The sequence below is a fragment of the Nitrosomonas sp. GH22 genome (genome assembly GCF_009833115.1).
In the GTDB taxonomy this organism is placed as follows: Bacteria; Pseudomonadota; Gammaproteobacteria; order Burkholderiales; family Nitrosomonadaceae; genus Nitrosomonas; species Nitrosomonas eutropha.
In genome coordinates, this window is the sequence record NZ_QRCA01000009.1 from 280,331 (window position 1) to 304,584 (window position 24,254).

Below are 24,254 nucleotides of genomic sequence, written 5' to 3' on the forward strand. Positions count from 1 at the left end.
ATCCGTGCTACGCTGGTTTCCGTTAAATTTGGGAAGGGAGGCATGAATGGCGCTTCTGCCATTATATATACCAAAAAACAGACGATTACAGGTTGTGATTGCGGGCGGGGGGTACGCAGGGATTGCTGCGATGACTACGTTACGGCGCTACAACCCTGACGCAGAAATCACGCTGATTGATCCTGGAATCAATCATCTCAAAATCACCCATTTGCATGAAACTTTCCGCTATCCATTATCTGATTTGCTGGTTCCGTATACGGCTTTGGAGCAGCGCTTTGGTTGTCGCCATATTCGCAGTACATTGTCGCTGGATGAATCGATGTTGTGTCAGTGGCAGCAAGATCATTACTTGCAGGCAGGTGATATCCAGGTTCCATTTGATTATCTACTGGTAGCATCGGGTGCAAGGATGGCATGCCGGAGTGATATGGATAGTCACACTACAAGAAATGTATTTGGCCTGGAGGATTTTTTTACTGTTTCCGGCGCTGATCTGCTGAACAGCTTTCTGGAAACGAAAAATAGTGAAAGATCGTATATATCCGTAATTGGCGGGGGAGCAACCGGCATCCAATTTCTGTTTGAGCTGGCCGATTATCTGTATCGCCACCGGATTAATCACGGTCTACGGCTGGTGGATGACAAGGAGCGAGTATTACAACAGTTTCCAAAAGGATTTTCCTGGTATGTGGAAAAACGCATGCTGGAGCTGGATATCGAGTTTTATCCAGCGGCCCACTTTCTGGAGCAGCGTACGGATAAACTTCTGCTGGAAGATAAAACCAGCGGGCGACATTTTGTATTGCCTTCCATTCTTTCGCTGGCATTCACCGGCAACAGACCGGGTAATCTGATCAAAACCAACTTGTTCGGCCAGGTGATGGCAGCTGGCAAGCCACTGGAACATATATTTGCAGCGGGCGATTGTTCGGTTTATCAATCAGTGGGATCGAATACGATGACTGCTCAGTCAGCAGTGCGTAAAGGGAAACTGGCTGCCCGTAATATGTTGCGCCACTCCGGTATGCTCAAGGTGCTTGAGCCGTATCTGCATCGTGATCTCGGTTACGTGGTCAGCCTGGGGCCGAATGATGCAGTAGGTTGGCTGGCGGTCGAAAACAATGTAGTGACAGGTATTCCTGCACAGGTTATCAAGGAAATTGTCGAAGTTCAGTACGATTTGCTGTTGAGCGGGGTGGATACTTATCTGGTGTAGTTTGTTAACACCGACAGAAGAAATCAGATACCGCGCATCATGGCAATGCCGTGCGCGCCATGTTCCTGGGCAATTGCCAGATCGGTCGGCTGTAATCCTCCTAACGCATAAACCGGCAGCGGGTAATCCCGGAGGAGGACAGAAAACTTATCCCATCCCAGTGAGGGAGCTCCCGGATGGCTGAGCGTGGGGTATACGGGACTCAGCGTGACAAAATCAACGCCCAGCTGCTCAGCGCGCTTGAGTTCTTCTGCGTTGTGGCAGGAAGCACCGCACCAGTTAACAGTTGGCCGGGCAGTCAGTGATAGCAATTGAGTTGAAGTCAGATGAATGCCATCAGCCTGCACTGTTTGCGCCAGTGCGATATTCCCGTTGAGCAGTACTGTCACCTGATGATTATTCCGGGCAAGTTGCAATACAGTCTGAACATAGCATTCCAGTTGATCGGGCGGCATAGCTTTTTCACGGATTTGCAGAAGTTTTATGCCACTCTGAAAAGCTTGTCGGATGGATAACAATGATGCTTCCACACCCGTTTCAGCTGCACAGGTAATGGCATAGATCGAGGGTAACATCAGGCTGCGCAGAATGGGGATATTGGCCGGAAGCAAAGGAGAAACAGTGACATTGTCGGCGGTTTGCCAGGCGAGCTGCTGCTGTTCACGAGGAGCGGGTTCACCCTGCCAACTGGTTACCCGATAAAATCTGAGTTGTACCGTGGCATGCGGGTAACTGAATAGCCGTGTCAGCCATGGCGTGGCTTGGTCGGGGGTAATACCCAGTTCTTCATTCAGTTCGCGTGCCAGTGCCTGAACAGGAGATTCTCCTGTTTCTATTTTCCCCCCGGGAAACTCCCAGTAGCCAGAATAAGGCTTGCCAGTTGGCCGGCAAGTGAGCAGGAAACTGCTATCTGGACGAATAAGAATGGCAACGACGACTTCAACCAACGGTAAGTCGGGCATATTATTTTTGCCCTATTCTGCCTTTGCCAATTTTTGCTGACCTGCCCAATCACGGGCGAATTGGCGAGCAACCCGTCCATTGCGAGAACCTCGTGCCAGCGCCCAGCGAAGCGCTTCCTGCCGGGCCGGGCCGGATAATCTGCTGATACCATGTTGTGAGAGCCAGTGCTGAACAATTTCCAGATATTGCTCCTGATCGAATGGATAAAAAGACAGCCACAGACCAAAGCGTTCTGATAGTGAAATCTTTTCCTCGGTGGCTTCTCCCGGATGGATTTCGCCCTCCACATGCCGGGTTGCCAAATTCTCATGCATGAATTCCGGTATCAAATGACGACGATTGGAGGTGGCGTAAACCAGTACGTTGTCGGATGTGGTGGAAATGGAACCATCAAGAACGACTTTCAGTGCTTTGTAACCCGGTTCATCCGCTTCGAATGACAAATCATCACAATACAGGATGAAGCGCTCCGGACGCTGATCGATGAATTCGACAATGTCGGGCAGATCGGTGAGCCCTTGTTTATCTACCTCGATTATACGTAAGCCTCGATCTGCATAGCGATTCAACAATGCTTTGATCAATGAGGATTTGCCGGTACCGCGCGCGCCAGTCAATAATACATTATTAGCCGGGAATCCGGAGACAAACTGCTGGGTATTGCGATCAAGTGCCTGCTTCTGCTCTTCGATATTCAGCAGTTCATTCAGCGTAATCGTATGCGGGTGGCTTATCGCCTGTAGAAAACCGGTGTTGTCGTGTTTACGCCAGCGAAAGGCAATGTGTGCGTCAAGATCAGCGTGCTGTATCCGGGTAGGGAGGATGTCCTCAATGCGCGTTAACAGTTGGTCTAAGCGTTGGAAAAACAGTTCGGAATCATTCATATCAGCTGCGGTAATCGGCATTGATTTTTACGTAATCATAGGAAAGATCGCAGGTCCATATTGTGGTGGCTGCATTTCCCCGATTGAGTTTTACCTGAATAGTAATTTCTGGTGCCTGCATGATACGTTGCCCTTCTTTTTCACGGTAGCTGGCAGCACGGCCACCGTGTTCGGCGACCAGGGTATTTTCCAGATAAAGCTGAACAAGATTGACATCCAGATCCTCAATGCCGGCATAACCGATGGCAGCCAGAATTCGTCCCAGATTGGGATCGGATGCGAAGCAGGCCGTTTTGATCAGCGGGGAATGTGCGATGGCATAGGCGACCTTGCTGCATTCTTCCGCTGTCCTGCCACCTTCTACTTGCACGGTGATGAATTTGGTTGCACCTTCGCCATCGCGCACAATCATCTGGGCAAGCAGAATGGCCACTTCGGTAATGGCCGCCTGCAGCGTGATAAATCCGGGGTCGGTTGATGTAGTGATCAGGTTGTGCTTCGCCTGTCCGGTGGCCATCAGGATCAATGCGTCGTTAGTGGAGGTGTCGCCATCTACGGTAATGCAGTTGAAGGATTGATTGGCCGTGTGGTGTACCAAATCGTTCAGCAAGGGTTGCGTAATAGCTGCATCCGTAGCGATATAACTAAGCATGGTGGCCATGTTCGGATGGATCATGCCCGAACCTTTGGTGATGCCGGTGATGGTGACGGTCGTTCCGCCCAATTGAATCTGGCGGGAAACGCCCTTGGGCACAATGTCGGTCGTCATGATTGCCTGAGCAGCAGCAAACCAGTTGTCCGGAACCAGGTTTGCCACTGCCTGGGGCAGGCAGGCAGTAATTTTTTCTACCGGCAGTGGCTCCATGATGACGCCGGTGGAAAATGGCAAGATCTGCTGTACCTGGCAGCCAATGAGCCCGGCCAGCGCGGCGCAGGTGGCGTATGCGTGATCAATACCGGATTGGCCGGTGCCGGCATTGGCATTGCCAGTATTGATCACCAGTGCGCGAGTCGGTAAAAGGGCTGCAAGATGTGATTTGGCTACCGTAACAGGTGCGGCACAGAACCGGTTTTTAGTGAAAACACCGGCAACTTGTGTGTTTTCGGCAAGCTTGATGACCAGCAGGTCTTTTCGGCCGGATCGCTTGATGCCTGCTTCTGCCGTCCCCAATGATATGCCCTGGATCGGCAGCAGCTGTTCAGGTAGTAGCGGTGGAATGTTGACTGGCATGAATGAGAGTCTGTAAGAAAAAACGTTATCGTAACCTATCCCGCAGGAAATCGCCGGGTTGCCTGGAATTATTCCATTATCTAAAACTATGAATGGAGTTTCGCGAGTACTTTGTTAAAATAACGATTTTTAGCGGGTTCGGATACATTCTGGATACATCTATGGAATCAACTTTTCTGGTAGACAATATGTTTTTTATCGTGGCGGCAATGCTGAGTGGTGGCATGCTGCTATGGCCGGTGGTTGCACGTAACTCCGTCCGTGATATTGGTACAAAGCAGGCGATCCGGTTGATTAATTATGAAGATGCTCTGGTGCTGGATGTCAGAGATGAAGGTGAGTATGCCGGTGGTCATCCGCCCAATGCTGCCCATATTCCGGTGGAGCAGATAGAAGAACGTTGGCAGGAGCTGGAAAGATTCAAGGATAAACCTGTTGTTATCATCTTTACGCCAGGGCTGCGACCGGGGCGAGCTGGTTCCGTTTTGCGCAAAAATGGTTTTAAACAGGTTTTTAATCTATCTGGTGGCATTGAAACCTGGCAGCGTGAGAATCTTCCATTGGTGAAAAAGTGATGGATGATAACGGCGCGGAAAGAGACAAAATGCCCAAGGTAGTGATGTATGTATCCGGATTTTGCCCCTATTGCACCATGGCAGAAAAATTGTTGCGTGCAAGAGGCGTGGAGGAGATTGAGAAGATCAGAGTGGATCTGCAACCAGGGCAACGAACCGAGATGATGCGGCGTTCCGGACGACGAACGGTTCCGCAGATCTATATTGGACAGACCCATGTTGGAGGGTATGACGATTTGTCAATGCTGGATCGACAGGGTGAGCTGGCCAGTCTGCTGGCTGGCTGAATGTCTGCCGGTATCTGATTGTTATTGGAAGCTGACTTATTTATTTTGATAAATGTATTTAACCGGAATCAACCATGACTGAACCACAGCAGCAGCCCGTTTTTGTTATTGAAAAAGTGTATGTCAAGGATTTATCACTGGAAATTCCCCATGCTCCTCAGGTTTTTCTGGAACGGGAATCTCCCGAGATCAATCTTCAGCTGGCTACCAGTGATAATGTCATAGAAGGGGAGATCCACGAGGTAATTGTGACGGCGACTGTCACGGCGCGCCTGAAGGAAAAGGATAAGGTTATGTTTCTGGTAGAGGCTCATCAGGCTGGTATTTTCCGGATACGTAATGTTCCCGGGAATGAGATTGAGCCAGTATTGGGTGTTCTGTGTCCAAATATTCTGTTTCCCTATCTGCGTGAAACGATCTCGGATACAGTAACGCGAGCTGGATTCCCGCCTGTGATTCTCAATCCGGTTAATTTCGAGGCAATTTATCAGCAGAAGCAGCAGGAAGCGGCTGTATCACAGCCTGATCAGCCTGTGGATAATACAACCAGGCACTGATTCATGAGATTACAGCTATTTCGGGCCGGATTTGTTACCGCTGGCTTGTTGTTTCCATTGTTGTTTTTTTCCTGTAAGGCCATTGCACAGGAAGGCAGTCAAAATGAGTTTCTGTCGATCGCGACGTCGGCAACTATTCTATACGATGCCCCTTCTCTCAATGCCGGAAAATTATATGTGGCGAGTGTAAATCTGCCTCTGGAAGTGGTGGTAAAGGTGGTGGGATGGGTAAAGGTACGGGATTATCATGGATACCTTGCCTGGGTAGAAGATAAAAATCTCAGCCCGAAACGGTTTGTGATCGTCAATGCTTCTGTTGGCAGTGTTTATCAATCTCCGGATCAGAATTCGTCGCTGGTGTTTCAAGCCCGGCAGGATGTGGTGCTGGAATGGCTGGGTGCTGCCGCAAATGGGTGGGTAAAAGTAAAACATCAGGATGGCCAGGTCGGCTATATCAGAACTGATCAAGTCTGGGGTGTATGAATATCACGGTGCTTGGCGCGGGAGCCTGGGGAACTGCGCTGGCAATTTATCTGTCGGCACGTCATCACGTAACGTTATGGACCCGTAATACAGGGCACTTGGCAGAATTGGCGGCGTTGCGCGTCAATCAGCGTTATCTGCCGGGGCAGCATTTGCCGGATTCCATCCATCTCGCTTCTGCGCTGAGTGATGCGTTGGAGCAGGCGGAGCTGGTTCTTGTGGTTGTGCCTGTTGCAGGGTTGCGCGTAACTTTGCAGCGGATAGCTGCTTTGAATCAGTCATTGCCGCTTGTTCTGGGATGCAAGGGATTTGAGGCAGGCACTGCAAAGCTTCCCTGCCAAGTGGTTGAGGATGTTTATTCGGCGGAGATCACTTGTGGCGTATTGTCTGGCCCAAGTTTTGCCCAAGAGGTGGCAATGGGGCTTCCTGCTGCACTGACGCTGGCTTCTGATGATGATGCTTTTGCTAGACGGATTGCCAGTGAGATTCATACTTCAATTTTACGTGTTTATTCCAGCAGTGATGTGGTTGGAGTTGAAGTTGGCGGGGCGCTCAAGAATGTAATTGCAATTGCTGCCGGGATTTCTGACGGACTTGCGTTTGGTAATAATGCAAGAGCAGCACTGATTACTCGCGGGCTGGCGGAAATTACCCGGCTGGGTGTGGCGCTGGGCGGGCATAGGAAAACCTTTACCGGTTTGAGTGGAATTGGAGATCTGATTTTGACTTGTACCGGTGATTTGTCAAGGAACCGTCAGGTTGGGATGATGCTTGCTGCCGGGTGTCAACTGCCAGAGATTTTACTTGAAATCGGACATGTTACTGAAGGTGTGTATACCGTTCGAGAGGCGCACGAAATGGGACGGCAGCTACAAATTGATATGCCCGTAACTCAAGCGGTTTACAGTATTTTGTACGAACAAATCCCGGTTGAGAGTGCAATCAGGAATATGCTTGATCGTGAACCTGGCGCAGAAACAGATTGAGAGCAGATTTTACTGATGTGATACTTTCTCGATTCGGGTGAAACGGGAATTTATCAAAAATGAAGCTGATTTCTGGTTAAACACTTGACCGCCGCAAAACGGCTTGATATAAGGGTTTATACAGAGTTGTCTGTGTAAAAAGAGGTGTTTTCCTGCAACCTAACGAAGCAAAACAAAGGGGAATTTATGAATAAATCTGAACTCATCGAAGCGATTGCTCGTCATGCCGATATTACAAAAGCAGAGGCGGGTAATGCACTGGATGGTGCGTTATCTGCCATTAAGGATGCGCTTAGCAAGAATGACAGCGTCACCCTGGTAGGTTTTGGAACTTTCAAGGTTGGGGAACGGGCTGCCCGTACGGGACGTAATCCGCGTACCGGTGCCGAGATAAAAATCAAGGCAGCTAAAGTGCCCAAATTCACTGCTGGCAAAGCGCTGAAAGATGCTGTAAACTAGCGCTCCTTCGATAGCAAAGAAAAGATGGGTGGGTTCGGGTGCTTAGCTCAGCTGGTAGAGCGTCGCCCTTACAAGGCGAATGTCGGCGGTTCGATCCCGTCAGCACCCACCAACAGCATTATTGGGTAAAGTTATCTTGTAGCTGATCTCTTATTAGAGAGTGTAATACTGGGAGTGGTAGTTCAGTTGGTTAGAATACCGGCCTGTCACGCCGGGGGTCGCGGGTTCGAGTCCCGTCCACTCCGCCATATCTTTACTTTGCGTAATGTCCGGTCATGATGATATAACATCTTTTCCTCCCCCTGTTTTTCCCTGTTTCCTTTTTTTCGGGTATTCGCCGTGTTTGATTTTGTAAACCAAAAGAAGACGATAGTTCAGATCGTGCTTTTTATTGCCCTCTTGCCGTTCTTGTTCTGGGGGCTGGAGTCGTATCAAGGCATGGGTAGTGCGAGTGATGTTGCATCTGTTGATGGTGAGGAAATCAGCCGCCAGGAATATGAGCAGGCTTTACGTAATCAACAGGAAAATCTGCGTAATATGCTGGGGGAAAATTTTGATGCCAGTCTGCTGGACAGCCCGCAGATGCGTATGGCTGTTCTGGAAAATCTGATCCAGCAGAAGCTGTTGCGTCATGAGGCCGGGCGAGTTGGGCTGGCCGTACTGGATTCCCGTCTGACTGCCGAAATTCAGAATATCGCTCTTTTCCACGAGGACGATAAATTTTCGTATGAGCGTTACCGTGAATTGCTTCAGCGCCAGGGAATGTCTCCCGCAATGTTTGAAGCGAGGCTGGCGGGTGATCTTATGCGACAACAGCTGCTGGAAGGTATTACCGGAAGTGTGATCGTCTCCAAAACTGTTGCGGACAGAATAGCCTCACTCAGTGAAACCAAGTACGAGATTAATCGGGTGACAATCAATCCTGAGCAATATATTAATCAGGCTGAACCCGATGAGGCTGCTATTCAGTCATACTATGACAGTCATCGTCAGGATTTCACGTTACCAGAACGGGTTCGGATCGAATATGTTGTGCTTTCTTTGGAAGAATTAGCGAAGCAGGAGCAGATTTCTGATGAGGAAATCAAAAAATATTTTGATGAGCATCAGGATGAGTTTGGTCGGGTCGAGGAACGGAGAGCCAGTCATATATTGCTGACCGTTCCGGTTGATGCAACTGAAGAGCAAAAGGCAGCCATTAAGGCTAAGGCAGAACAAATTCTAGAACAAGTAAAGCAGGATCCGGACAAATTTCCAGAATTGGCTAAGGAGTTGTCAGAAGATCCGGGTTCGGCGAAAGCAGGCGGAGATCTTGGTTTCTTTGCACGTGGCTTGATGGTCAAAGCCTTTGAGGATACGGCGTTTGAGATGCAGCTGGATGAAATACGCGGCCCGGTAGAAACTCCGTTTGGTTTTCACATTATCAGGCTGACCGCAGTGAAAGATGCGAATGTGGCTAAATTTGATGAAGTCAAGGAAGGCATCAGACAAACGCTCCAGCGTCAGAAGGCTGCTGACAGATTTGGTGAGCTATCCGAAGATTTCAGCAATATTGTTTATGAGCAGAGTGATACATTGCAACCTGTAGCGCAGATGTTTAATCTGTCTGTTCAGCAAAGTGACTGGATTGATCGTAATTCGAAGGAGCCGTCAGTTATTGCCAATGAACGTATGCTTCAGGCGATATTTTCGGAGGGCGCTATTCGTGACCATTACAATACCGAGGCGATTGAAGTGGCTCCTGATACCTTCGTTTCGGCCAGAGTACTTGAGCATCGTCCCGCCAGTGTGCAATCAATCGGACTGGTCAAGGATAAGATTATCGAACTTCTAAAGCAGCAAATCGCAGCTGCAACCGCCGAGGAAGAAGGCAAACAGAAGCTTGCCAAATTGCAGGCAGGAGAGACTGATGAATCCCTGGAATGGGGAGAGCCAGTGGAAATTTCCTATACTCAGAAAAGAGGGAGTGATGAAGAGATGCTACACGCACTTTTTCAAACAGATGTGGAAAAACTCCCTGCTTATACTGGAGTCAAGACCAAGAAGGGTGGTTTTGACCTGATCCGGATCAATCAGGTGAAAGTACCAGCTGCTGAAAGTGGATCATCCCAATATACTATGCTCATCAATCAGTTGCAGCAGGTACACGGTCAGGAAGAATTAAACGCCTATCTTGCTGGCCTCAGGCAACGCTACGAAGTAAAAATCAAGCCAGTTGAGGAGAATGACTGATAAGAAGAGCAGTAGTAGCCTGCAGGCTACTACTGCTCATCAGTGTCCAGATTAAATGCGACGGTATTGAACCCGGCATCAACATAGGTAATTTCGCCGGTAATACCACTGGCCAGATTGCTGCAGAGAAAAGCAGCTACGTTACCAACCTCCTCGGTGGTCACATTTCTTTTCAAGGGTGCAACTTTCTCGGCATAACCTAGTAACCTGCCAAAATTACCAATTCCTGCTGCCGCCAGCGTTTTAATTGGACCGGCTGAGATGGCATTCACCCTGATCCCTTGTTTACCAAGACTTGACGCCATGAAGCGAACGTTAGCTTCCAGGCTCGCCTTGGCCAACCCCATCACATTATAGTTCGGCATCACACGCACAGCGCCGAGATAGCTGAGTGTCAGCAAAGCGGCCGATCTTCCCTGCATCAGCGGCAGGGCAGCTTTTGCCAGTGCAGCAAAGCTGTATGAACTGATATCATGTGCAATATGAAAGGCTTGCCGATCGACGTTTTCCAGATAATCACCAGTCAGAGCGGCGCGTGGAGCGAAGGCGATGGAGTGCACGATTCCATCCAGTCCATCCCAATGGCTCGCCAATTCACTGAAACAGCGGGTAATTTCTTCATCTTGGCTGACATCACAACGAAACAGCAGGTCGCTGTTAAATTCGGCAGCTAGCTTGCCAACGCGCTCGCGTAAATCTTCTGATTGATAAGTAAATGCCAGTTTGGCCCCTTCGCGATGCATCGCCTTGGCAATGCCGTAAGCAATGGATCGGTTGCTAAGCAGGCCTGTAATCAGAATTTGCCGGTCAGCTAGAAATCCCATAATCGAAAACTCCAATTAGTATTTGTTTGTCTTAAAACGTGCCTTGGCCGTATGAGGTTTTTTTACGGTTTAGCTTGCTGGATTGCTGTCCTTGTATAACATGTAGTGCGCATTGTATCACCGCTCATGGGCTCCGTCTTTCTGGGCAATGTCCCTTGCAATCTTGCTGGATGAGCCTTGATTCAATTGACGGGTTGTCTGGTATGATAAACCGATCTCTGGTTGCAGTTCGCTACAGAATATATGTTGCTGAATGATATATCCTGGCTGAACGGTTTCCAAAGCTTTCCTGGCCGATTTTCCGGTTCCTTTCTTCTCCATCAGCGCTATGACTTCTTCAACAATATCAGCAGTTTCAGAAGCAGTACAAAGAAAGATTATCAACGCCATTGCGACAGAGCTCAGTGTTGCGCCACAGCAGGTCAGCGCAGCGGTAGCCTTGCTGGATGATGGCGCAACCGTGCCTTTTATCGCGCGATACCGTAAGGAAGCAACGGGCAATCTGGACGATACACAACTGCGTCTGCTGGAAGAACGATTGATCTATCTGCGCGAGCTGGAAGAACGGCGGCAGGTCATCCTGACCTCGATTGGGGAGCAGGGAAAACTCTCCGATGAATTGCGCTACATAATCGAACAAGCTGCAACCAAGCAGCTGCTGGAAGATATTTATTTGCCCTACAAACCGAAGCGTCGAACACGGGCACAGATCGCGCGTGAGGCCGGGCTGGAACCCTTGGCAGACACTCTTCTGACAGATCCGACGTGCGACCCAGAACAGGAAGCCGCAAACTATATCAAGGTGGTGTCAGCAGCCGAAGGAGTAGAGGCAATCAATGTTCCCGATGTAAAAACAGCACTGGAAGGTGCGCGTGATATTCTGGCTGAACGTTTTGCGGAGACAGCGAAGCTGCTCGCCATTCTGCGCAATAAACTTTGGCAGGAAGGCGTGGTGACTTCAGTGGTTGTTGCCGGTCAGGAAATGTCGGAGGAAGAAAAATTCCGTGATTACTATGCTTATGCCGAGCCAGTGCGCTTGATTCCCTCACACCGCGCGCTGGCATTGTTCCGTGGCCGGGCACTGGGAGTGCTTAGAATTGATCTGGACCTGGATGAAACTTCTCGTGAAGTAATTCCACATCCTTGTGTTGCCATGATTGCTGCACATTTCAAAATCGAAAATCGTGGCCGGAAAGCGGATAAATGGTTGGGGGATGTTTGTCAGTGGGCCTGGCGTGTCAAAGTGCATCCGCATCTCACTGCGGAACTGTTGTTGCAGGTGCGCGAGGCAGCAGAAACTGAAGCAATCAGGATTTTTAGCCGCAACCTGCGTGAATTGCTGCTAGCCGCTCCGGCGGGGCCCAAAGCTGTACTCGGGCTTGATCCGGGTTATCGTACTGGCTGTAAAGTGGCTGTGGTCGATGCCACTGGGAAATTGCTGGAAACGACGACGATTTATCCGCATCAGCCACAAAGTAACTGGCAGGGTTCACTGGCAAGCATCGTGCAACTGGTGCTCCGGCATGGTGTTGAGCTGATTTCAATTGGGAACGGGACAGCGAGCCGGGAAACCGATAAATTAGCCACCGAGGTCATTCGGCTGGTGGCAGAGCAACACCCCGAATTGAAGTTGATCAAGCTTGTTGTCAGTGAAGCAGGTGCCTCGGTTTATTCAGCTTCTGCACTGGCTGCTGCAGAATTTTCCAATCTGGACGTAAGCTTGCGCGGCGCGGTTTCCATTGCCAGACGTCTGCAAGATCCGCTGGCAGAACTGGTCAAGATCGAACCCAAATCAATCGGTGTTGGTCAGTATCAGCATGATGTAAACCAACGTACTCTGGCGCGATCACTGGCTGCTACGGTTGAGGATTGTGTTAATGCGGTTGGTGTGGATGTCAATACCGCATCAGCACCTCTGTTAGCACAAGTTTCCGGCCTTAATCGCGTACTTGCCCAGAATATCGTCAGCTATCGCGATGCTCATGGTCGGTTTCCAAATCGGCGAACGATTCTCAAAGTGCCGCGTGTGGGTGAAAAAACATTTGAGCAGGCAGCGGGCTTTCTGCGCATCAACGACGGGGATAATCCATTGGATCGTTCCGCTGTTCACCCGGAAGCCTATCCGGTGGTGGAGCGCATTCTGGCGCGTTTGAGTAAAGGAATCGGGCAGGTAATGGGGCATCCGGAAACACTCAAAGGGCTTACTGCTGAAGAATTTACCGATGAAACCTTCGGTTTGCCAACTGTGCGCGATATTCTGTCCGAGCTGGAAAAGCCTGGCCGTGATCCGCGCCCGGAATTTAAAACCGCTACCTTTCAAGAAGGGATTGAATCACTGACTGATCTGCAATCCGGCATGATTCTGGAAGGCGTTGTGACTAACGTGGCTGCGTTTGGAGCATTTGTTGATATTGGCGTGCATCAGGATGGTCTGGTGCACGTTTCCTCACTGGCAAACAAGTTCATCAAGGATCCCCACCAGATTGTTAAGCCAGGACAGATCGTCAAAGTCAAGGTGCTGGCAGTGGATACCGTACGTCAGCGTATCAGTCTAACCATGCGGATTGATGATGTGCCTGAAGCAACCGAACAGCCTAAAATACATACAGTACATAAAGAAACAGGTAAAGACAACCGCCAGCCCCGGCGTGCTTCTCGTCAACCACAGGTTGCATCCAGAGTAGATAAATCCACATCTGTCAGTGCACTGGCTCTTGCACTGGCGCGGGCGAGGGAAAAGAAATAAAGCTGGATCTATGAGAGAAAAGATAACTTATACGCATGGATACCACGATTCAGTGCTGCACTCGCATAGAAATCGTACTGTCGAAAACTCTGTTGGCTATATTAAAGACAGGATTATCCCCGGGAAAAATTTACTCGATATTGGGTCTGGTGCTGGCACTATTACCGTTGATTTTGCCAGACGGTTAGCGCCTGGCCAGGTTACTGCTGTAGAAATAACTGCTTTAGCACTTGAGTTGACCAAAGCAGAAGTTGAGCGGCAGCATCTGGAAAATGTGAATTTTTTGGTTGGTGATGCCACCACGCTGGGGTTACCCGACAATAGCTTCGATATAGTACATGCGCACCAGGTCCTGCAGCATGTGGGCAATCCTGTACAGGCGCTCCGTGAAATGAGGCGTATCTGTAAGCCTGATGGAATCGTGGCAGTTCGGGATAGTGATTATGGTGGGTTTATCTGGTACCCCATGATTCCTGCACTTGATCAATGGATGAAATACTATCAGGAGGTGACCCGAAGTAACGGTGGAGAGCCTGATGCTGGTCGCTATTTACTCTCTTGGGCGCAACAAGCCGGGTTTACAGAAATCAAATCAACCTCCAGTACTTGGTGTTTATCCACTCCGGGTAGTCGTGCCTGGTGGGGTAGTATGTGGGCAGATCGAATTTTGAAATCGGACATAGCTGATCAGCTTCGTAATGACGGCATTGCAACAGAACAGGATCTTGAGTGCATAGCACAGGCCTGGCTGGCCTGGGCTGCCAAAGAGGACAGTTGGATGTCCATTGTCCATGGAGAAATAGTTTGTTGCCCTTGAATTACCAAAAAATTTCTTTCAGGAGACTTACGTCTCCGATATGCGCTCAATCACGCAGTACGGACAAGAAATTATGCGACTATAAATTGACAGAGTTATTGATCAGTATCAGACATTACAGCATGTTGCGTTTTGCAATATTGACCATTTACTTTGCGGTGTCTGGTGGGCTGTTAGTTAAATTTTTCGATTCTGGTTTCTCTCAACATTATCCTGAATTGCTCTGGTTATTTCAGGTTGGCGGGGGAACTGTCACCATTGCATTTTTCATATATGAAATTGTTCTGGATGATAATTTAAGAAGGTTATGGAAATCTGTTGCCGCGACTGTCAGAAAAAAGGATGATGTCTTGTTAAGCCATCGCCAGTGCTGGAAAAACATTTTGGTTCCGGTTGCAACGTATGGAATTTTTATTGGGACACTCGTTTTCTGGCTAGGTATCGCTTAGGAACACTATCCCTGTAATTAATTGTGCATTGGAGTGTGCATGGTGAAATCCATGTTTCACGGAAGGTGTATCGCAGCACATCATTGATGGTGATAAGGAGATTTAGTCTACAAAGCCACCATGATAATAACCGGTTTGCCATTATTCTTCCGGCCAGCGTATGGCAAACTGTTCCAGTAGAATATTCTTCAATTTATCGGATGGAACATGGTGCGCTATTACGCGACCATCTGGATGACGATGCCTGAATTCTCCATCCAGTAGTGAAAGACGTCCACCATTGGGCAGAGCGCGCGCAGCCATGATCTGTTTTGTAAAACTGGATTCCGGATATGTGCTGGTGTACCAGTTGGCTACTTTCTGATCGCTGGCTGGCATTTCTTCACCCCAGAATTCGTATATGTCCAGCCAGTGGTTATCTGTCCAAACCTGATGAAACCAGCGCCCAGCCTCATGCATCAGCCGGCGGCGATCATGCAATGTATCCTGCTCCAGATTTTCCTGCCACAGCAGAGCCTGTGTCAGCGAATAGCCACCTACACCAACATCGGTCAGCCATTGCTGACCACCCAGCTCGACGCTGATAAACAGGTGGGTACGTGCTGGCATCTCCAAACGATCGGTTACTCGCAGGCGTACCCGTGCCGCCAGCGGTCGTGCCTTGAACCCAAGTTGTAAGAGAATCTGTAGAAACAGACCATTTTGCTCGAAACAGTATCCGCCGCGCTTTGCCAGAACCAGTTTATTAAACAGAGCTTCTGTTTCCAGATGGATCGGTTTTTTCAGAAATACATCTAGATTTTCAAATGGTATCGTCTGCGTATGTGCGCGAGTCAAAGCATGCAATACCTCCAGTGTATTTTCTACCGCACCCTGATAGCCAATCCGTTCGAAGTATTGTGATAAACAGACAGGTGGTTCTTTGTTCATTTTTGATAAAAATCGGTGTATCATAAAGAAAAAATGTGCTGGCCTGACAGCAGGAACTGGTTTCTGGTAACAATACTCAGCCTGGTTGAAGTATGCTCGGAGAAGCCATCCTGTAAAAATACCGGAAATGCTTACAGATTGGTATCGGTTATGACTGCTGGCCTGATCCCGCTGTACTTTACCTGAGCATGCTTGCCAAGCGCGACGATCACAACTACGAGTGTAGCCACCAGCCAGGTGGTGAGGTCCGCACGCTCTCCCAATAGCAATACTGATGCAATAATGGTTAGAAATGGCTGCAATAGCTGGGTCTGGCTGACTTTTGAGATTCCACCCAAAGCGAGCCCGTGATACCAGGGAAAGAAGCCGAGATATTGGCTGATGACCGTGAGATAAATAAATCCAATCCAGGATTCCATAGGTAGGTTCAACGTGGTAGGCGCGTAAAGTACGGTCGGGATGATTAGGACGGGAAAGGAAAAAACCAGCGCCCATGAAATCACCTGAGGCCCGCCTAACGATTTGGATAGCCTCGCGCCTTCTGCATAACTGACGCTGGCACAAATCACTGACCCGAAAAGCGCGAGGTCGGCCAGATGAAGCTTGCCACCAGCCTGATTCAGTGAATAGCCGACTACCACTGCCGCGCCTATCAGTGCAAATAGCCAGAATTTGCCAGATGGGCGCTCGCCTGAAAACAGGGCGGCTGCAACTGCGGTTGCCAGTGGAAAGATGCCGAGAACAACGCCACCATGTGACGCATCAACATAACAAATTGCCCAGGCAGCTAGTAATGGAAAGCCAATCACCGCGCCGAGAGCCACAATTACCAGGCCTTTCACCTCTTCGCGGGTTGGCAGGCGCTGGCGGGTGAGCCATAGAAAAATAGCCGCCAGCAAAGCAGCCCCCGCCCCCCGGCCAAGTGCTACAAAAACCGGGTCAAGTGCAGTAACTGCTGCGCGCATGGCTGGCAGTGTGAGTGCAAAGAAAACTACAGCAATAAATCCATAGAAATAGCCAAGATTCTCGTTACGCGTGTTTGTCATGAAGATCTCGATCAAGATAGGAAGAAGTTCCGGGATGACAGATCTACACCCCGGTGCATGCACTTGTCTGGTGGTTATTCGGAGAGATCAGACAAGTTTGATCAACCCCGGGTAAAGCGCTACCAGTGCCAATGTCAATATCTGCAGCAGGATGAACGGGATAACACCCCGGTAAATATCAAGAGTGGTGATGGATGGCGGTGCAACACCCCGCAGGTAGAATAATGAAAATCCAACTGGCGGAGTGAGGAAAGAAGTTTGTAGATTGAGCGCGACCAAAATACCAAACCAGAGTGGATCAATTCCCAGCTTGATCAGTAGAGGGGTGATCATGGGAATAAAAATATAGGCGATTTCAACAAAATCGAGAAAAAATCCCAGCAAGAAGATGATTAACATCATCAGCAGAATGAATCCCCATTTACCGCCTGGTAAATGGGGCAACAGTAGTTCGGCCGCTTCATCACCACCGGTATAGGTAAACACCATTGAAAAGAATGTAGCACCTGCCAGGATGGTAAATACCATGGTTGTGATCTTAGTGGTTTCCATGGCAACCTGGTGCAGCATGCTGATTTTGAACTTTCCGTTCAGCATGGCCAGAATGATTGCACCGACCGATCCCATCGCAGCTGACTCAGTCGGCGTGGCAATACCAATGATAACTGTTCCCAGTACAATTATGACCAGGGACAAAGCCGGGATGATTGTTTTGAAGGCGTGCCAATATTGCTTGATGAGGGAGCCACTTTTGTTGGGTATAGGAGGGGCTGCTTCTTTTCTGAACCAGGCAAGTATCAGGCAATAAATGATATAAATGACGACCAGCAGCAGGCCAGGTACCAGTGCCGCTCGGAAAAAACTGCCGACCGGCCTTTGTAGTACGTCGCCCATGATAATCAGCACAATCGAAGGGGGAATAATTTGCCCCAACGTGCCCGATGCGCAAATTACCCCGGTAGCCAGCCGCTTGTCATAACCGTATTTCAGCATGATAGGCAGGGCGATCAATCCCATGGTAATGACTGAAGCGCCTACCACGCCGGTGGCCGCTGCCAGCAGCATCCCTACGATGACAGTTGATACCGCCAGACCACCCCGGATACGACCAAACAGGGAACCCATCGATTCCAGCATACTTTCCGCAATGCCGGATTTTTCCAGGATCAGCCCCATGAAAATGAACAGTGGTACCGCCATCAGGGTGACACTGGTCATGATTGAATGCATGCGCTCGGCGACCATCAGGAACAGATGCAATCCCTCGAAATACAGGCCATAGAAAAGTGCTACGCCACCAAAAGTAAAAGCAACCGGAAAGCCGAAAGCCAGCATGATCAGGCAAACCAGGAACATGGACAGCGCAATCATTTGGCAATGGCTCTGGTGAATATTCTGTCTGAGAGTGACAGAATGGCGGTCAGAAAAACTATCCGGACAAGGCTTGACAAGATCATGATTCTTTCTGCTGTGGGGCGGCGTAATCAGTCAGAGGTGGGTTATGTTTTTCCGCCAGCAGCCGCAGATTACGCAAGATTTCTGCCAGTGACTGAATCAGTACCAGACCATAGCCAATTGGTAGTAATGCCTTGAATGCAAAGCGGTAGGGCAGCCCGCCAGGATCGCTGGATGTTTCCTGTAACTGATAGGAATAACTGACGAAATCCCAGGAGCTGTAGAGAATTAGCGTACACATGGGGATGACAAAAATAAGATAACCGCAGATATCGATGATTGCTTTGCGGCGTGGTTTCAGATGGGCGTAAATGATATCTACCCGTACATTGGCGTCTTCTCGCACAACGTAAGCGGCACCCAGCAGGAATATTGCTGCGAACAGGTGCCATTCCAGTTCCTGCATGGCGATTGAGCCGCCGTGAAAAAAGTAGCGTGTGATGACATCAGTGAACACCACGCCGATCATTAGCACGCACAGCCAGCCTGCCAGCCAGCCTGTTGCGCCGGAAATCCTGTTAATCAGGCGTTCCAGTTTGCATAAGATTTCCACTTTGAATCCTTTCAAGGGGATGGGACAGTCGTTGATTTTCCAGTGGTTCTGGCGATATTTTATGTGCTGATAGCTTAATGTCCTGCGATGATCATGCGTTCAATCAGCAGCGAACCACAGTGGCGTGAGCCGCGCACGATGATATCGTCACCAACGGCAACAATACCGGACAACATTTCCTTCAGATTTCCGGCAATAGTGATCTCCTCAACGGGGTAGCTGATCTCACCGTTTTCCACCCAAAATCCGGCGGCGCCCTGGGAATAATCTCCAGTGACGAGGTTGACACCATGGCCAAGCAATTCAGTAACCAGTAACCCTTTATTCATTTTTTTCAGTAGAGCATCGAACGGCAGTGATACATCGTTTTCCAGGATCAGATTATGATTGCCACCGGCATTACCAGTGGAACGCATACCAAGTTTACGCGCTGTGTAGCTGCCCAGAAAATACCCTTGCACGATACCGTTTTCCACCACCTTGCGCGGATGAGTCGCCACCCCTTCATCGTCAAACGCACAGCTTGCCAGACCTTTTGGCAGGTGCGGCAACTCACTGATCTGAATGGTTGCAGGAAATACCTGTTTGCCGATGCTGTCCAGCAGAAAGGAGGATTTGCGATAAAGGCTGCTGCCACTGATTGCCTTGACAAAATACCCCAGCAGACCGGAAGAAATAGTTGATTCAAACAGCACCGGCACTTCGCAGGTAGCAATTTTTCTGGCACCGAGGCGTGCCAGGGTGCGCATACCGGCTTTTTGGCCTATTTCCTCAATGGCTTCGAGATCGCTGGCCGCACGCGCAACGCTGTACCAGTAATCGCGCTGCATGTTATTTTGTTCCCCGGCAATGACCGCGCAGCTGATGCTATGGCGAGATAGTGGATAACCCGCATTGAAGCCATGACTGTTGGCATATACAAACCGGGAAGCACCGGCCGATACACTTGCGCCTTCCGAATTGGTGATACGTTTATCTGTTGCCAGTGCTGCGGCTTCACACCGGCGTGCCAGCTCAATGGCTGTTTCAACAGACAGTGACCACGGGTGATAGAGATCAAGGTCAGGGAAAGAAGTCGCCAGCAGATCCTTGTCAGCGAGTCCCGCATAAATATCGTCAGCCGTGTATCGGGCAATCGACAGAGCGGCAGAGATGGTTTCGCGAATGGCCTGTGGAGAAAAATCCGAGCTGCTAGCATTGCCCCGCTTATGTCCAATATGAACGGTGACAGATAGCCCTTTGTCGCGTGTATATTCAATAGTCTCCACTTCCCCCTGGCGCACGGTGACGTTCTGGCCAGAGCCATCGGAAACATGCATCTCGCATGCGTCGGCACCTCCTTTTTTGGCAAGTGTTAGCACATCATTTGCAATTTGCTGCAGGGTCTCGTAGGGGTAGGTGAATGGCTGCAGCGGTTCCGGATAATTAGAATTATTCATGTAATTGGGTTGGAGACGGTTTATCAGAGCATTGAAAACAGATCCGTTTTCAGATCAGGGCTGATCCGGCCGAAAACGGAACAAAAGAAGAATGATCGTTACAGCTACAGGTTGCTTAGTGATGATCGAAGGTGGTTTTGAATCCATCCATGTGGCATGGACATTACTCTTCAGTGTGCCATGCTTATTACTAAGGTTCCCTAAAGCGGGTTATGATACCAGTTTCTTGACTGTTCCCGATACGTGTGACTGTGCCCAACCATCAGCAGGATATTTCCGACTCCGACCTTGAATCCCGGCCGAGTAAGACCCGTCTTAAACAAGAAATGCATGCTTTGCAGGTGCTGGGTGAGCGGCTGGTTGAGCTTGAACCGGCCAGAATAACCGAGTTGGATCTGCCAGAAAAACTGACAGACGCACTGCTTGAAGCCCGCAGAATAACCAGTCATGGTGCGCGTCGCCGCCAGATGCAATTTATTGGCAAGCTGATGCGTGCAATTGATCCTGTGCCTGTTCAGGAAAAATTGGATGCGTGGCAGCATTCCAGCCTGAAGCATACTGCATGGCTGCATCAACTGGAGCGATGGCGTGATCGCCTGATCAGCGATGAGGCGGCTGTGACTGAATTCGTGCAAAGCTATCCACAAACTGATGTCCGGCAGTTGCGTACCTTGTTGCGCAATGTTGAAAAGGAAAAACTGGCAAACAAACCTCCTAAAAGTTTTCGTGCCTTGTTTCAACTATTGCGACAGATTATTCCGGAAATATCGGCGTAGGTGTGTCATTGGGCTGGATTGCTTGCCATGACTAAAATACCGCCTTTGCGAACATTGCAGGTGTGAAGTAATCGAGCAAGTTTTGAAAAATTATTTTTAAAATTGCTGAAAATGAGCGAAAAATTCGGATTTGTCTATTGATTTGAAGGAGATTAGCAGATGCGGTTGAGATGGATTGTATGTTCAGTATTTTTGATGTTGATGGTTTTGCCTATGACATCATCGAGTGCCCAGCCAGCTGGCACCAATGCAATAGCGGCGAAGTGCAAAGGCTGTTTGTGCCCGGGTGATCCCTGTCAACTTTGCCGGTTGCCACCGCATACGGATGATCCGATTCCTGAAAATGAGCCAGCAACCTGTCGTGCTATTCGGGAAGCTGTTCCACCAGCGTCATTTCAACCAGGAGAAAATGAATATTTTTCTAATCTGGATAAATCGACCATGATGTGTATTCGCAGTGGTGGTGATGTCATTCCGAACACGCGCCGTGCACCAGGCTATCCGGCACGGGTTTATTGCAAACCGGATCTCACACGGCGTTGAGAATTTATTTACCACTATCATCGCATGAGAATTATCACTTTGAACCTGAACGGCCTGCGTTCAGCAGCCAGCAAAGGGCTTTTCGACTGGCTGCCTCAACAGGAGGCGGATGTAATCTGTGTGCAGGAATTAAAGGCACAGCAGAATGATATTAACGGTGTGATGCGCACACCGGATGGCTATAGTGGTTATTTTCACTGTGCTGTGAAAAAGGGTTACAGCGGGGTCGGTATTTATACCCGTCATGCACCTGATCAGATTGTGGAGGGAACCGGTATTGCGGAAATCGATGCAGAAGGGCGCTTTTTAAGAGTGGATTTCGGAAATCTGACGGTTATTTCAATTTATCTTCCTTCCGGCTCCAGCGGGGAACATCGCCAGGCTGCCAAATTTTTCTTTATGGAGCATTTTTTTCCTCTGTTGCAATCATTGGCGGAAGGTGGTCGCGAAGTGCTGCTGTGCGGGGATTGGAATATTGCGCATAAGGAAATTGATCTCAAAAACTGGCGTTCCAACCAGAAAAATTCTGGATTTTTACCGGAAGAACGCGCCTGGCTGTCTACTGTATTTGACGAGTTAAAACTGGTGGATGTGTTCCGCACAATCAATCCGGAGCCGGATCAATATACCTGGTGGTCCAATCGCGGTCAGGCGTGGGCAAAGAATGTCGGCTGGCGAATAGACTACCAGATTGCTACACCGGGTCTGGCGAGCACAGCAACGGGGGCATCAATTTATAAAACAGAACGTTTTTCCGACCACGCTCCTCTGCTCATCGATTACGACTTCAATCCATGAAATTGGATGCATGCATCGGCTGGTTGCATGCGCTGCGTATCTATACTCACCCGAGAGTACTGGGCATGCTGGTGCTTGGGTTTTCTGCGGGCTTGCCGCTGCTGCTGGTATTGGGCACGTTATCGTTCTGGCTGCGTGAAGCGGGTATTGACCGGACAACCATCGGTCATTTGAGCTGGGTGGGCCTGGCCTATGGCTTCAAGTGGGCCTGGGCGCCGCTGGTGGATCGGATGCCGTTACCGCTGCTCACTCGCTGGCTGGGACGCCGCCGCGCCTGGCTGTTTTTGTCACAGCTTTTGATTGGTGGTGCGTTGATCGGTATGGCCAATACTGATCCGGCTGGAGATTTATCGCGCGTGGTGATTTTTGCACTGATCGTGGCTTTCGCTTCGGCTACCCAGGATATTGCGCTGGATGCCTACCGGATCGAGGCAGTTGCCTTGCGGTTACAGGGTGCGATGGCGGCAACCTATCAGGCGGGTTATCGTCTGGCGATGATTCTGGCTTCAGCGGGAGTGCTGTGGATTGCCGCAGCATTTGATGTTTCCCCGGGAGAATATAGCGCCTTATCCTGGCAAATAGCATATTTATTCATGGCGGGTTGCATGCTGATCGGGGTCATTGCCACGTTGATCATCCGTGAACCGGATGTGCCAGTTGGTCAGTCAGCTATTGTGGATGAAATACAGGTAAAGGTAGCGCTTGCCGGTTTGCACCCGGATGGATTGCCAGCTCGGCTGCTTGCCTGGCTGTATGGTGCAATGATTGCGCCGTTTCGTGATTTTATCGTGCGCTATGGCTACCACGCACTGCTGATTCTGGCGTTGATTGCCATGTACCGGATTTCAGATGTAGTGATGGGTATCATGAGTAACCCGTTTTATGTGGACATGGGCTATACCAAGGACGAAGTGGCCACGATTTCCAAAGTGTACGGCGTGCTGATGACCATTCTGGGTGCCGGGATCGGCGGTGTGCTGATTGCGAAAACCGGTGTGATCCGTACCCTGTTTTTGGGGGCGGTACTGTCCGCAGCCACCAACCTGCTGTTTGTGTGGCTGGCGGGCAGAGGCCATGATGTCGGCGGACTGATATTCACTATTTCAGCCGACAATCTTTCAGCAGGCATAGCCTCCGCCGCTTTTGTTACTTATCTTTCAGGGCTGACACACACCGCCTATTCGGCCACCCAGTATGCACTGTTCAGTTCAATCATGCTGCTGCTACCAAAATTTATCGCCGGTTTCAGCGGCGAATTTGTTGATGCTTACGGCTACGCGGTATTTTTCACCGGTACTGCTCTGCTAGGCGTACCGGTATTGCTGTTAGTGTGGAAAGTGGGGCAAATTGACCATGCTGGATCAGTGAAAAATAACTTGCGAAAAGAGTAGGTAAATAGCCAGCCTTCCGGTCATAGATAGTCTGGGCAATTTGGGTTTGGGTTTGGGTATCCATGGCATCAATCGTGGCGATGCAGCCCTCAAGAGCCAGCGTCTGCGGCAACGACGGCATCTGGGCCGAGCGTCGGCAGAATGCTGCCAACCCAGCGACGGGGTGCTACCTTAAATTCCTCCAGGCAGATCAGCCAGAAGAGACGGTCCAAGGTGTCGTGTAGAGGGTGAGCTTGAGATACTGTCGAAGCCAATCCAGCTTCTCGTTCGCCCAGGCCAGTATCTCATTGATCGTAATTACCAGCACTTTAACCAGATCATGCCGACTTTTCCGCTGCCGAGGATCCGTGATTGATACAAAAACATCTGCCAGACGCAGCTTGCCTTCCGTCTCTATAGGATACCCAAAAAACAGAAAACTACACAAATCAACCTTCTGTGAACAAAGATTTTGTAGCTGATTAATCGTAAACATCTATTTCAGACAGTCAACAACATTGGCATTCGTACGATTACCCTGCATTGGAGAATATGACCCCGTAAAAATTTGAGAAAAGTGCTTAACTATGTGGTCGACTATTGCTTGGCAGGAACAGTTTTCACCGGCGTTG

The 24,254-nt window shown here is 49.6% G+C and carries 25 protein-coding genes and 2 tRNA genes; 17 read left to right on the forward strand and 10 right to left on the reverse strand.

What is annotated here, in order from left to right:
- Window positions 1-46 precede the first annotated feature (46 nt).
- Complete coding sequence (locus ABF86_RS03290) at window positions 47-1,219, forward strand: FAD-dependent oxidoreductase (RefSeq protein WP_160803457.1); 1,173 nt, start codon at window positions 47-49, stop codon at window positions 1,217-1,219.
- A gap of 23 nt (window positions 1,220-1,242) precedes the next feature.
- Here ABF86_RS03290 and ABF86_RS03295 read toward each other — a convergent pair whose 3' ends face one another.
- Genes ABF86_RS03295 through argJ form a run of 3 tightly spaced genes read right to left on the reverse strand, consistent with a single transcriptional unit; the run spans window position 1,243 to window position 4,297 of the window.
- A complete protein-coding gene (locus ABF86_RS03295; protein ID WP_011633766.1) occupies window positions 1,243-2,181 on the reverse strand; it encodes a Nudix family hydrolase in 939 nt (312 codons plus the stop codon).
- A gap of 12 nt (window positions 2,182-2,193) precedes the next feature.
- Window positions 2,194-3,066: an ATP-binding protein gene (locus tag ABF86_RS03300; protein WP_041353427.1), complete on the reverse strand. Its 873-nt coding sequence runs from the start codon at window positions 3,064-3,066 to the stop codon at window positions 2,194-2,196.
- Between the two features lies 1 nt (window position 3,067).
- Window positions 3,068-4,297, reverse strand: a complete 1,230-nt coding sequence (gene argJ / locus ABF86_RS03305) for a bifunctional glutamate N-acetyltransferase/amino-acid acetyltransferase ArgJ (RefSeq protein WP_074684898.1) — start codon at window positions 4,295-4,297, stop codon at window positions 3,068-3,070.
- A gap of 161 nt (window positions 4,298-4,458) precedes the next feature.
- Between argJ and ABF86_RS03310 the strand changes: the two genes are divergently transcribed.
- The 9 genes from ABF86_RS03310 to ABF86_RS03350 all read left to right on the forward strand — a co-directional run bounded on the left by ABF86_RS03310 (window position 4,459) and on the right by ABF86_RS03350 (window position 9,876).
- Entirely contained in the window at window positions 4,459-4,872 is a 414-nt protein-coding gene (locus tag ABF86_RS03310; protein WP_041353687.1) for a rhodanese-like domain-containing protein, read from the forward strand.
- 29 nt (window positions 4,873-4,901) lie between these two features.
- Window positions 4,902-5,159, forward strand: coding sequence for a glutaredoxin 3 (gene grxC / locus ABF86_RS03315; protein WP_041353688.1), 258 nt, complete (start codon window positions 4,902-4,904; stop codon window positions 5,157-5,159).
- A 74-nt stretch (window positions 5,160-5,233) separates the two neighbouring features.
- Window positions 5,234-5,716 (forward strand): protein-export chaperone SecB, encoded by a 483-nt coding sequence (secB, locus tag ABF86_RS03320; protein ID WP_011633771.1) that lies wholly within the window; start codon window positions 5,234-5,236, stop codon window positions 5,714-5,716.
- Between the two features lie 3 nt (window positions 5,717-5,719).
- Window positions 5,720-6,199 carry an SH3 domain-containing protein gene (locus ABF86_RS03325; RefSeq protein ID WP_011633772.1) on the forward strand — a complete coding sequence of 160 codons (480 nt, stop codon included), beginning with the start codon at window positions 5,720-5,722 and terminating at the stop codon, window positions 6,197-6,199.
- Window positions 6,196-7,185: an NAD(P)H-dependent glycerol-3-phosphate dehydrogenase gene (locus tag ABF86_RS03330; protein WP_011633773.1), complete on the forward strand. Its 990-nt coding sequence runs from the start codon at window positions 6,196-6,198 to the stop codon at window positions 7,183-7,185. The genes ABF86_RS03325 and ABF86_RS03330 overlap by 4 nt, the downstream gene beginning before the upstream one ends.
- A 186-nt stretch (window positions 7,186-7,371) precedes the next feature.
- Entirely contained in the window at window positions 7,372-7,644 is a 273-nt protein-coding gene (locus ABF86_RS03335; protein WP_011633774.1) for an HU family DNA-binding protein, read from the forward strand.
- A 36-nt stretch (window positions 7,645-7,680) separates the two neighbouring features.
- A tRNA-Val gene (locus tag ABF86_RS03340) sits at window positions 7,681-7,756 on the forward strand.
- Window positions 7,757-7,815: 59 nt separating this feature from the next.
- Window positions 7,816-7,892 (forward strand) — tRNA-Asp (locus ABF86_RS03345).
- A 91-nt stretch (window positions 7,893-7,983) separates the two neighbouring features.
- A complete protein-coding gene (locus ABF86_RS03350; RefSeq protein ID WP_011633775.1) occupies window positions 7,984-9,876 on the forward strand; it encodes a SurA N-terminal domain-containing protein in 1,893 nt (630 codons plus the stop codon).
- Between the two features lie 29 nt (window positions 9,877-9,905).
- Here ABF86_RS03350 and ABF86_RS03355 read toward each other — a convergent pair whose 3' ends face one another.
- Window positions 9,906-10,700 carry an SDR family oxidoreductase gene (locus ABF86_RS03355; protein WP_011633776.1) on the reverse strand — a complete coding sequence of 265 codons (795 nt, stop codon included), beginning with the start codon at window positions 10,698-10,700 and terminating at the stop codon, window positions 9,906-9,908.
- Between the two features lie 328 nt (window positions 10,701-11,028).
- On the opposite strand from ABF86_RS03355, the gene ABF86_RS03360 reads away from it, so the two are divergent.
- From ABF86_RS03360 to ABF86_RS03370, 3 genes are all read left to right on the forward strand, one after another.
- Window positions 11,029-13,446 (forward strand): Tex family protein, encoded by a 2,418-nt coding sequence (locus tag ABF86_RS03360; protein ID WP_074455492.1) that lies wholly within the window; start codon window positions 11,029-11,031, stop codon window positions 13,444-13,446.
- 52 nt (window positions 13,447-13,498) lie between these two features.
- On the forward strand, window positions 13,499-14,263 hold the full coding sequence (locus ABF86_RS03365; protein ID WP_204987552.1) for a methyltransferase domain-containing protein: 765 nt from the start codon (window positions 13,499-13,501) through the stop codon (window positions 14,261-14,263).
- A gap of 122 nt (window positions 14,264-14,385) precedes the next feature.
- Entirely contained in the window at window positions 14,386-14,712 is a 327-nt protein-coding gene (locus ABF86_RS03370; protein ID WP_107818325.1) for a hypothetical protein, read from the forward strand.
- 141 nt (window positions 14,713-14,853) lie between these two features.
- On the opposite strand, the gene ABF86_RS03375 is transcribed toward ABF86_RS03370, so the two are convergent.
- The 5 genes from ABF86_RS03375 to pmbA all read right to left on the reverse strand — a co-directional run bounded on the left by ABF86_RS03375 (window position 14,854) and on the right by pmbA (window position 20,135).
- Window positions 14,854-15,642, reverse strand: coding sequence for an arylamine N-acetyltransferase (locus tag ABF86_RS03375; protein WP_041353690.1), 789 nt, complete (start codon window positions 15,640-15,642; stop codon window positions 14,854-14,856).
- A 131-nt stretch (window positions 15,643-15,773) separates the two neighbouring features.
- A complete protein-coding gene (locus ABF86_RS03380) occupies window positions 15,774-16,688 on the reverse strand; it encodes a DMT family transporter (RefSeq protein ID WP_011633782.1) in 915 nt (304 codons plus the stop codon).
- 87 nt (window positions 16,689-16,775) lie between these two features.
- Entirely contained in the window at window positions 16,776-18,059 is a 1,284-nt protein-coding gene (locus ABF86_RS03385; protein ID WP_011633783.1) for a TRAP transporter large permease subunit, read from the reverse strand.
- An 82-nt stretch (window positions 18,060-18,141) separates the two neighbouring features.
- The gene (locus ABF86_RS03390) at window positions 18,142-18,696 is read right to left on the reverse strand and encodes a TRAP transporter small permease subunit (protein WP_011633784.1); all 555 of its coding nucleotides are present in this window, start codon (window positions 18,694-18,696) and stop codon (window positions 18,142-18,144) included.
- Between the two features lie 74 nt (window positions 18,697-18,770).
- Window positions 18,771-20,135: a metalloprotease PmbA gene (gene pmbA / locus ABF86_RS03395; protein ID WP_011633785.1), complete on the reverse strand. Its 1,365-nt coding sequence runs from the start codon at window positions 20,133-20,135 to the stop codon at window positions 18,771-18,773.
- A gap of 245 nt (window positions 20,136-20,380) precedes the next feature.
- Here pmbA and yjgA point away from each other — a divergent pair, with 245 nt between their 5' ends.
- From yjgA to ABF86_RS03415, 4 genes are all read left to right on the forward strand, one after another.
- A complete protein-coding gene (yjgA, locus tag ABF86_RS03400) occupies window positions 20,381-20,911 on the forward strand; it encodes a ribosome biogenesis factor YjgA (RefSeq protein WP_011633786.1) in 531 nt (176 codons plus the stop codon).
- Window positions 20,912-21,124: 213 nt separating this feature from the next.
- Window positions 21,125-21,454, forward strand: a complete 330-nt coding sequence (locus ABF86_RS03405; RefSeq protein ID WP_240142196.1) for a hypothetical protein — start codon at window positions 21,125-21,127, stop codon at window positions 21,452-21,454.
- A gap of 24 nt (window positions 21,455-21,478) precedes the next feature.
- The gene (locus tag ABF86_RS03410; protein WP_011633788.1) at window positions 21,479-22,252 is read left to right on the forward strand and encodes an exodeoxyribonuclease III; all 774 of its coding nucleotides are present in this window, start codon (window positions 21,479-21,481) and stop codon (window positions 22,250-22,252) included.
- Window positions 22,249-23,643: an MFS transporter gene (locus tag ABF86_RS03415; RefSeq protein ID WP_011633789.1), complete on the forward strand. Its 1,395-nt coding sequence runs from the start codon at window positions 22,249-22,251 to the stop codon at window positions 23,641-23,643. The genes ABF86_RS03410 and ABF86_RS03415 overlap by 4 nt, the downstream gene beginning before the upstream one ends.
- Window positions 23,644-23,833: 190 nt before the next feature.
- On the opposite strand, the gene ABF86_RS03420 is transcribed toward ABF86_RS03415, so the two are convergent.
- Window positions 23,834-24,118 (reverse strand): DDE transposase family protein, encoded by a 285-nt coding sequence (locus ABF86_RS03420; RefSeq protein ID WP_011633790.1) that lies wholly within the window; start codon window positions 24,116-24,118, stop codon window positions 23,834-23,836.
- Window positions 24,119-24,254: the final 136 nt, after the last annotated feature.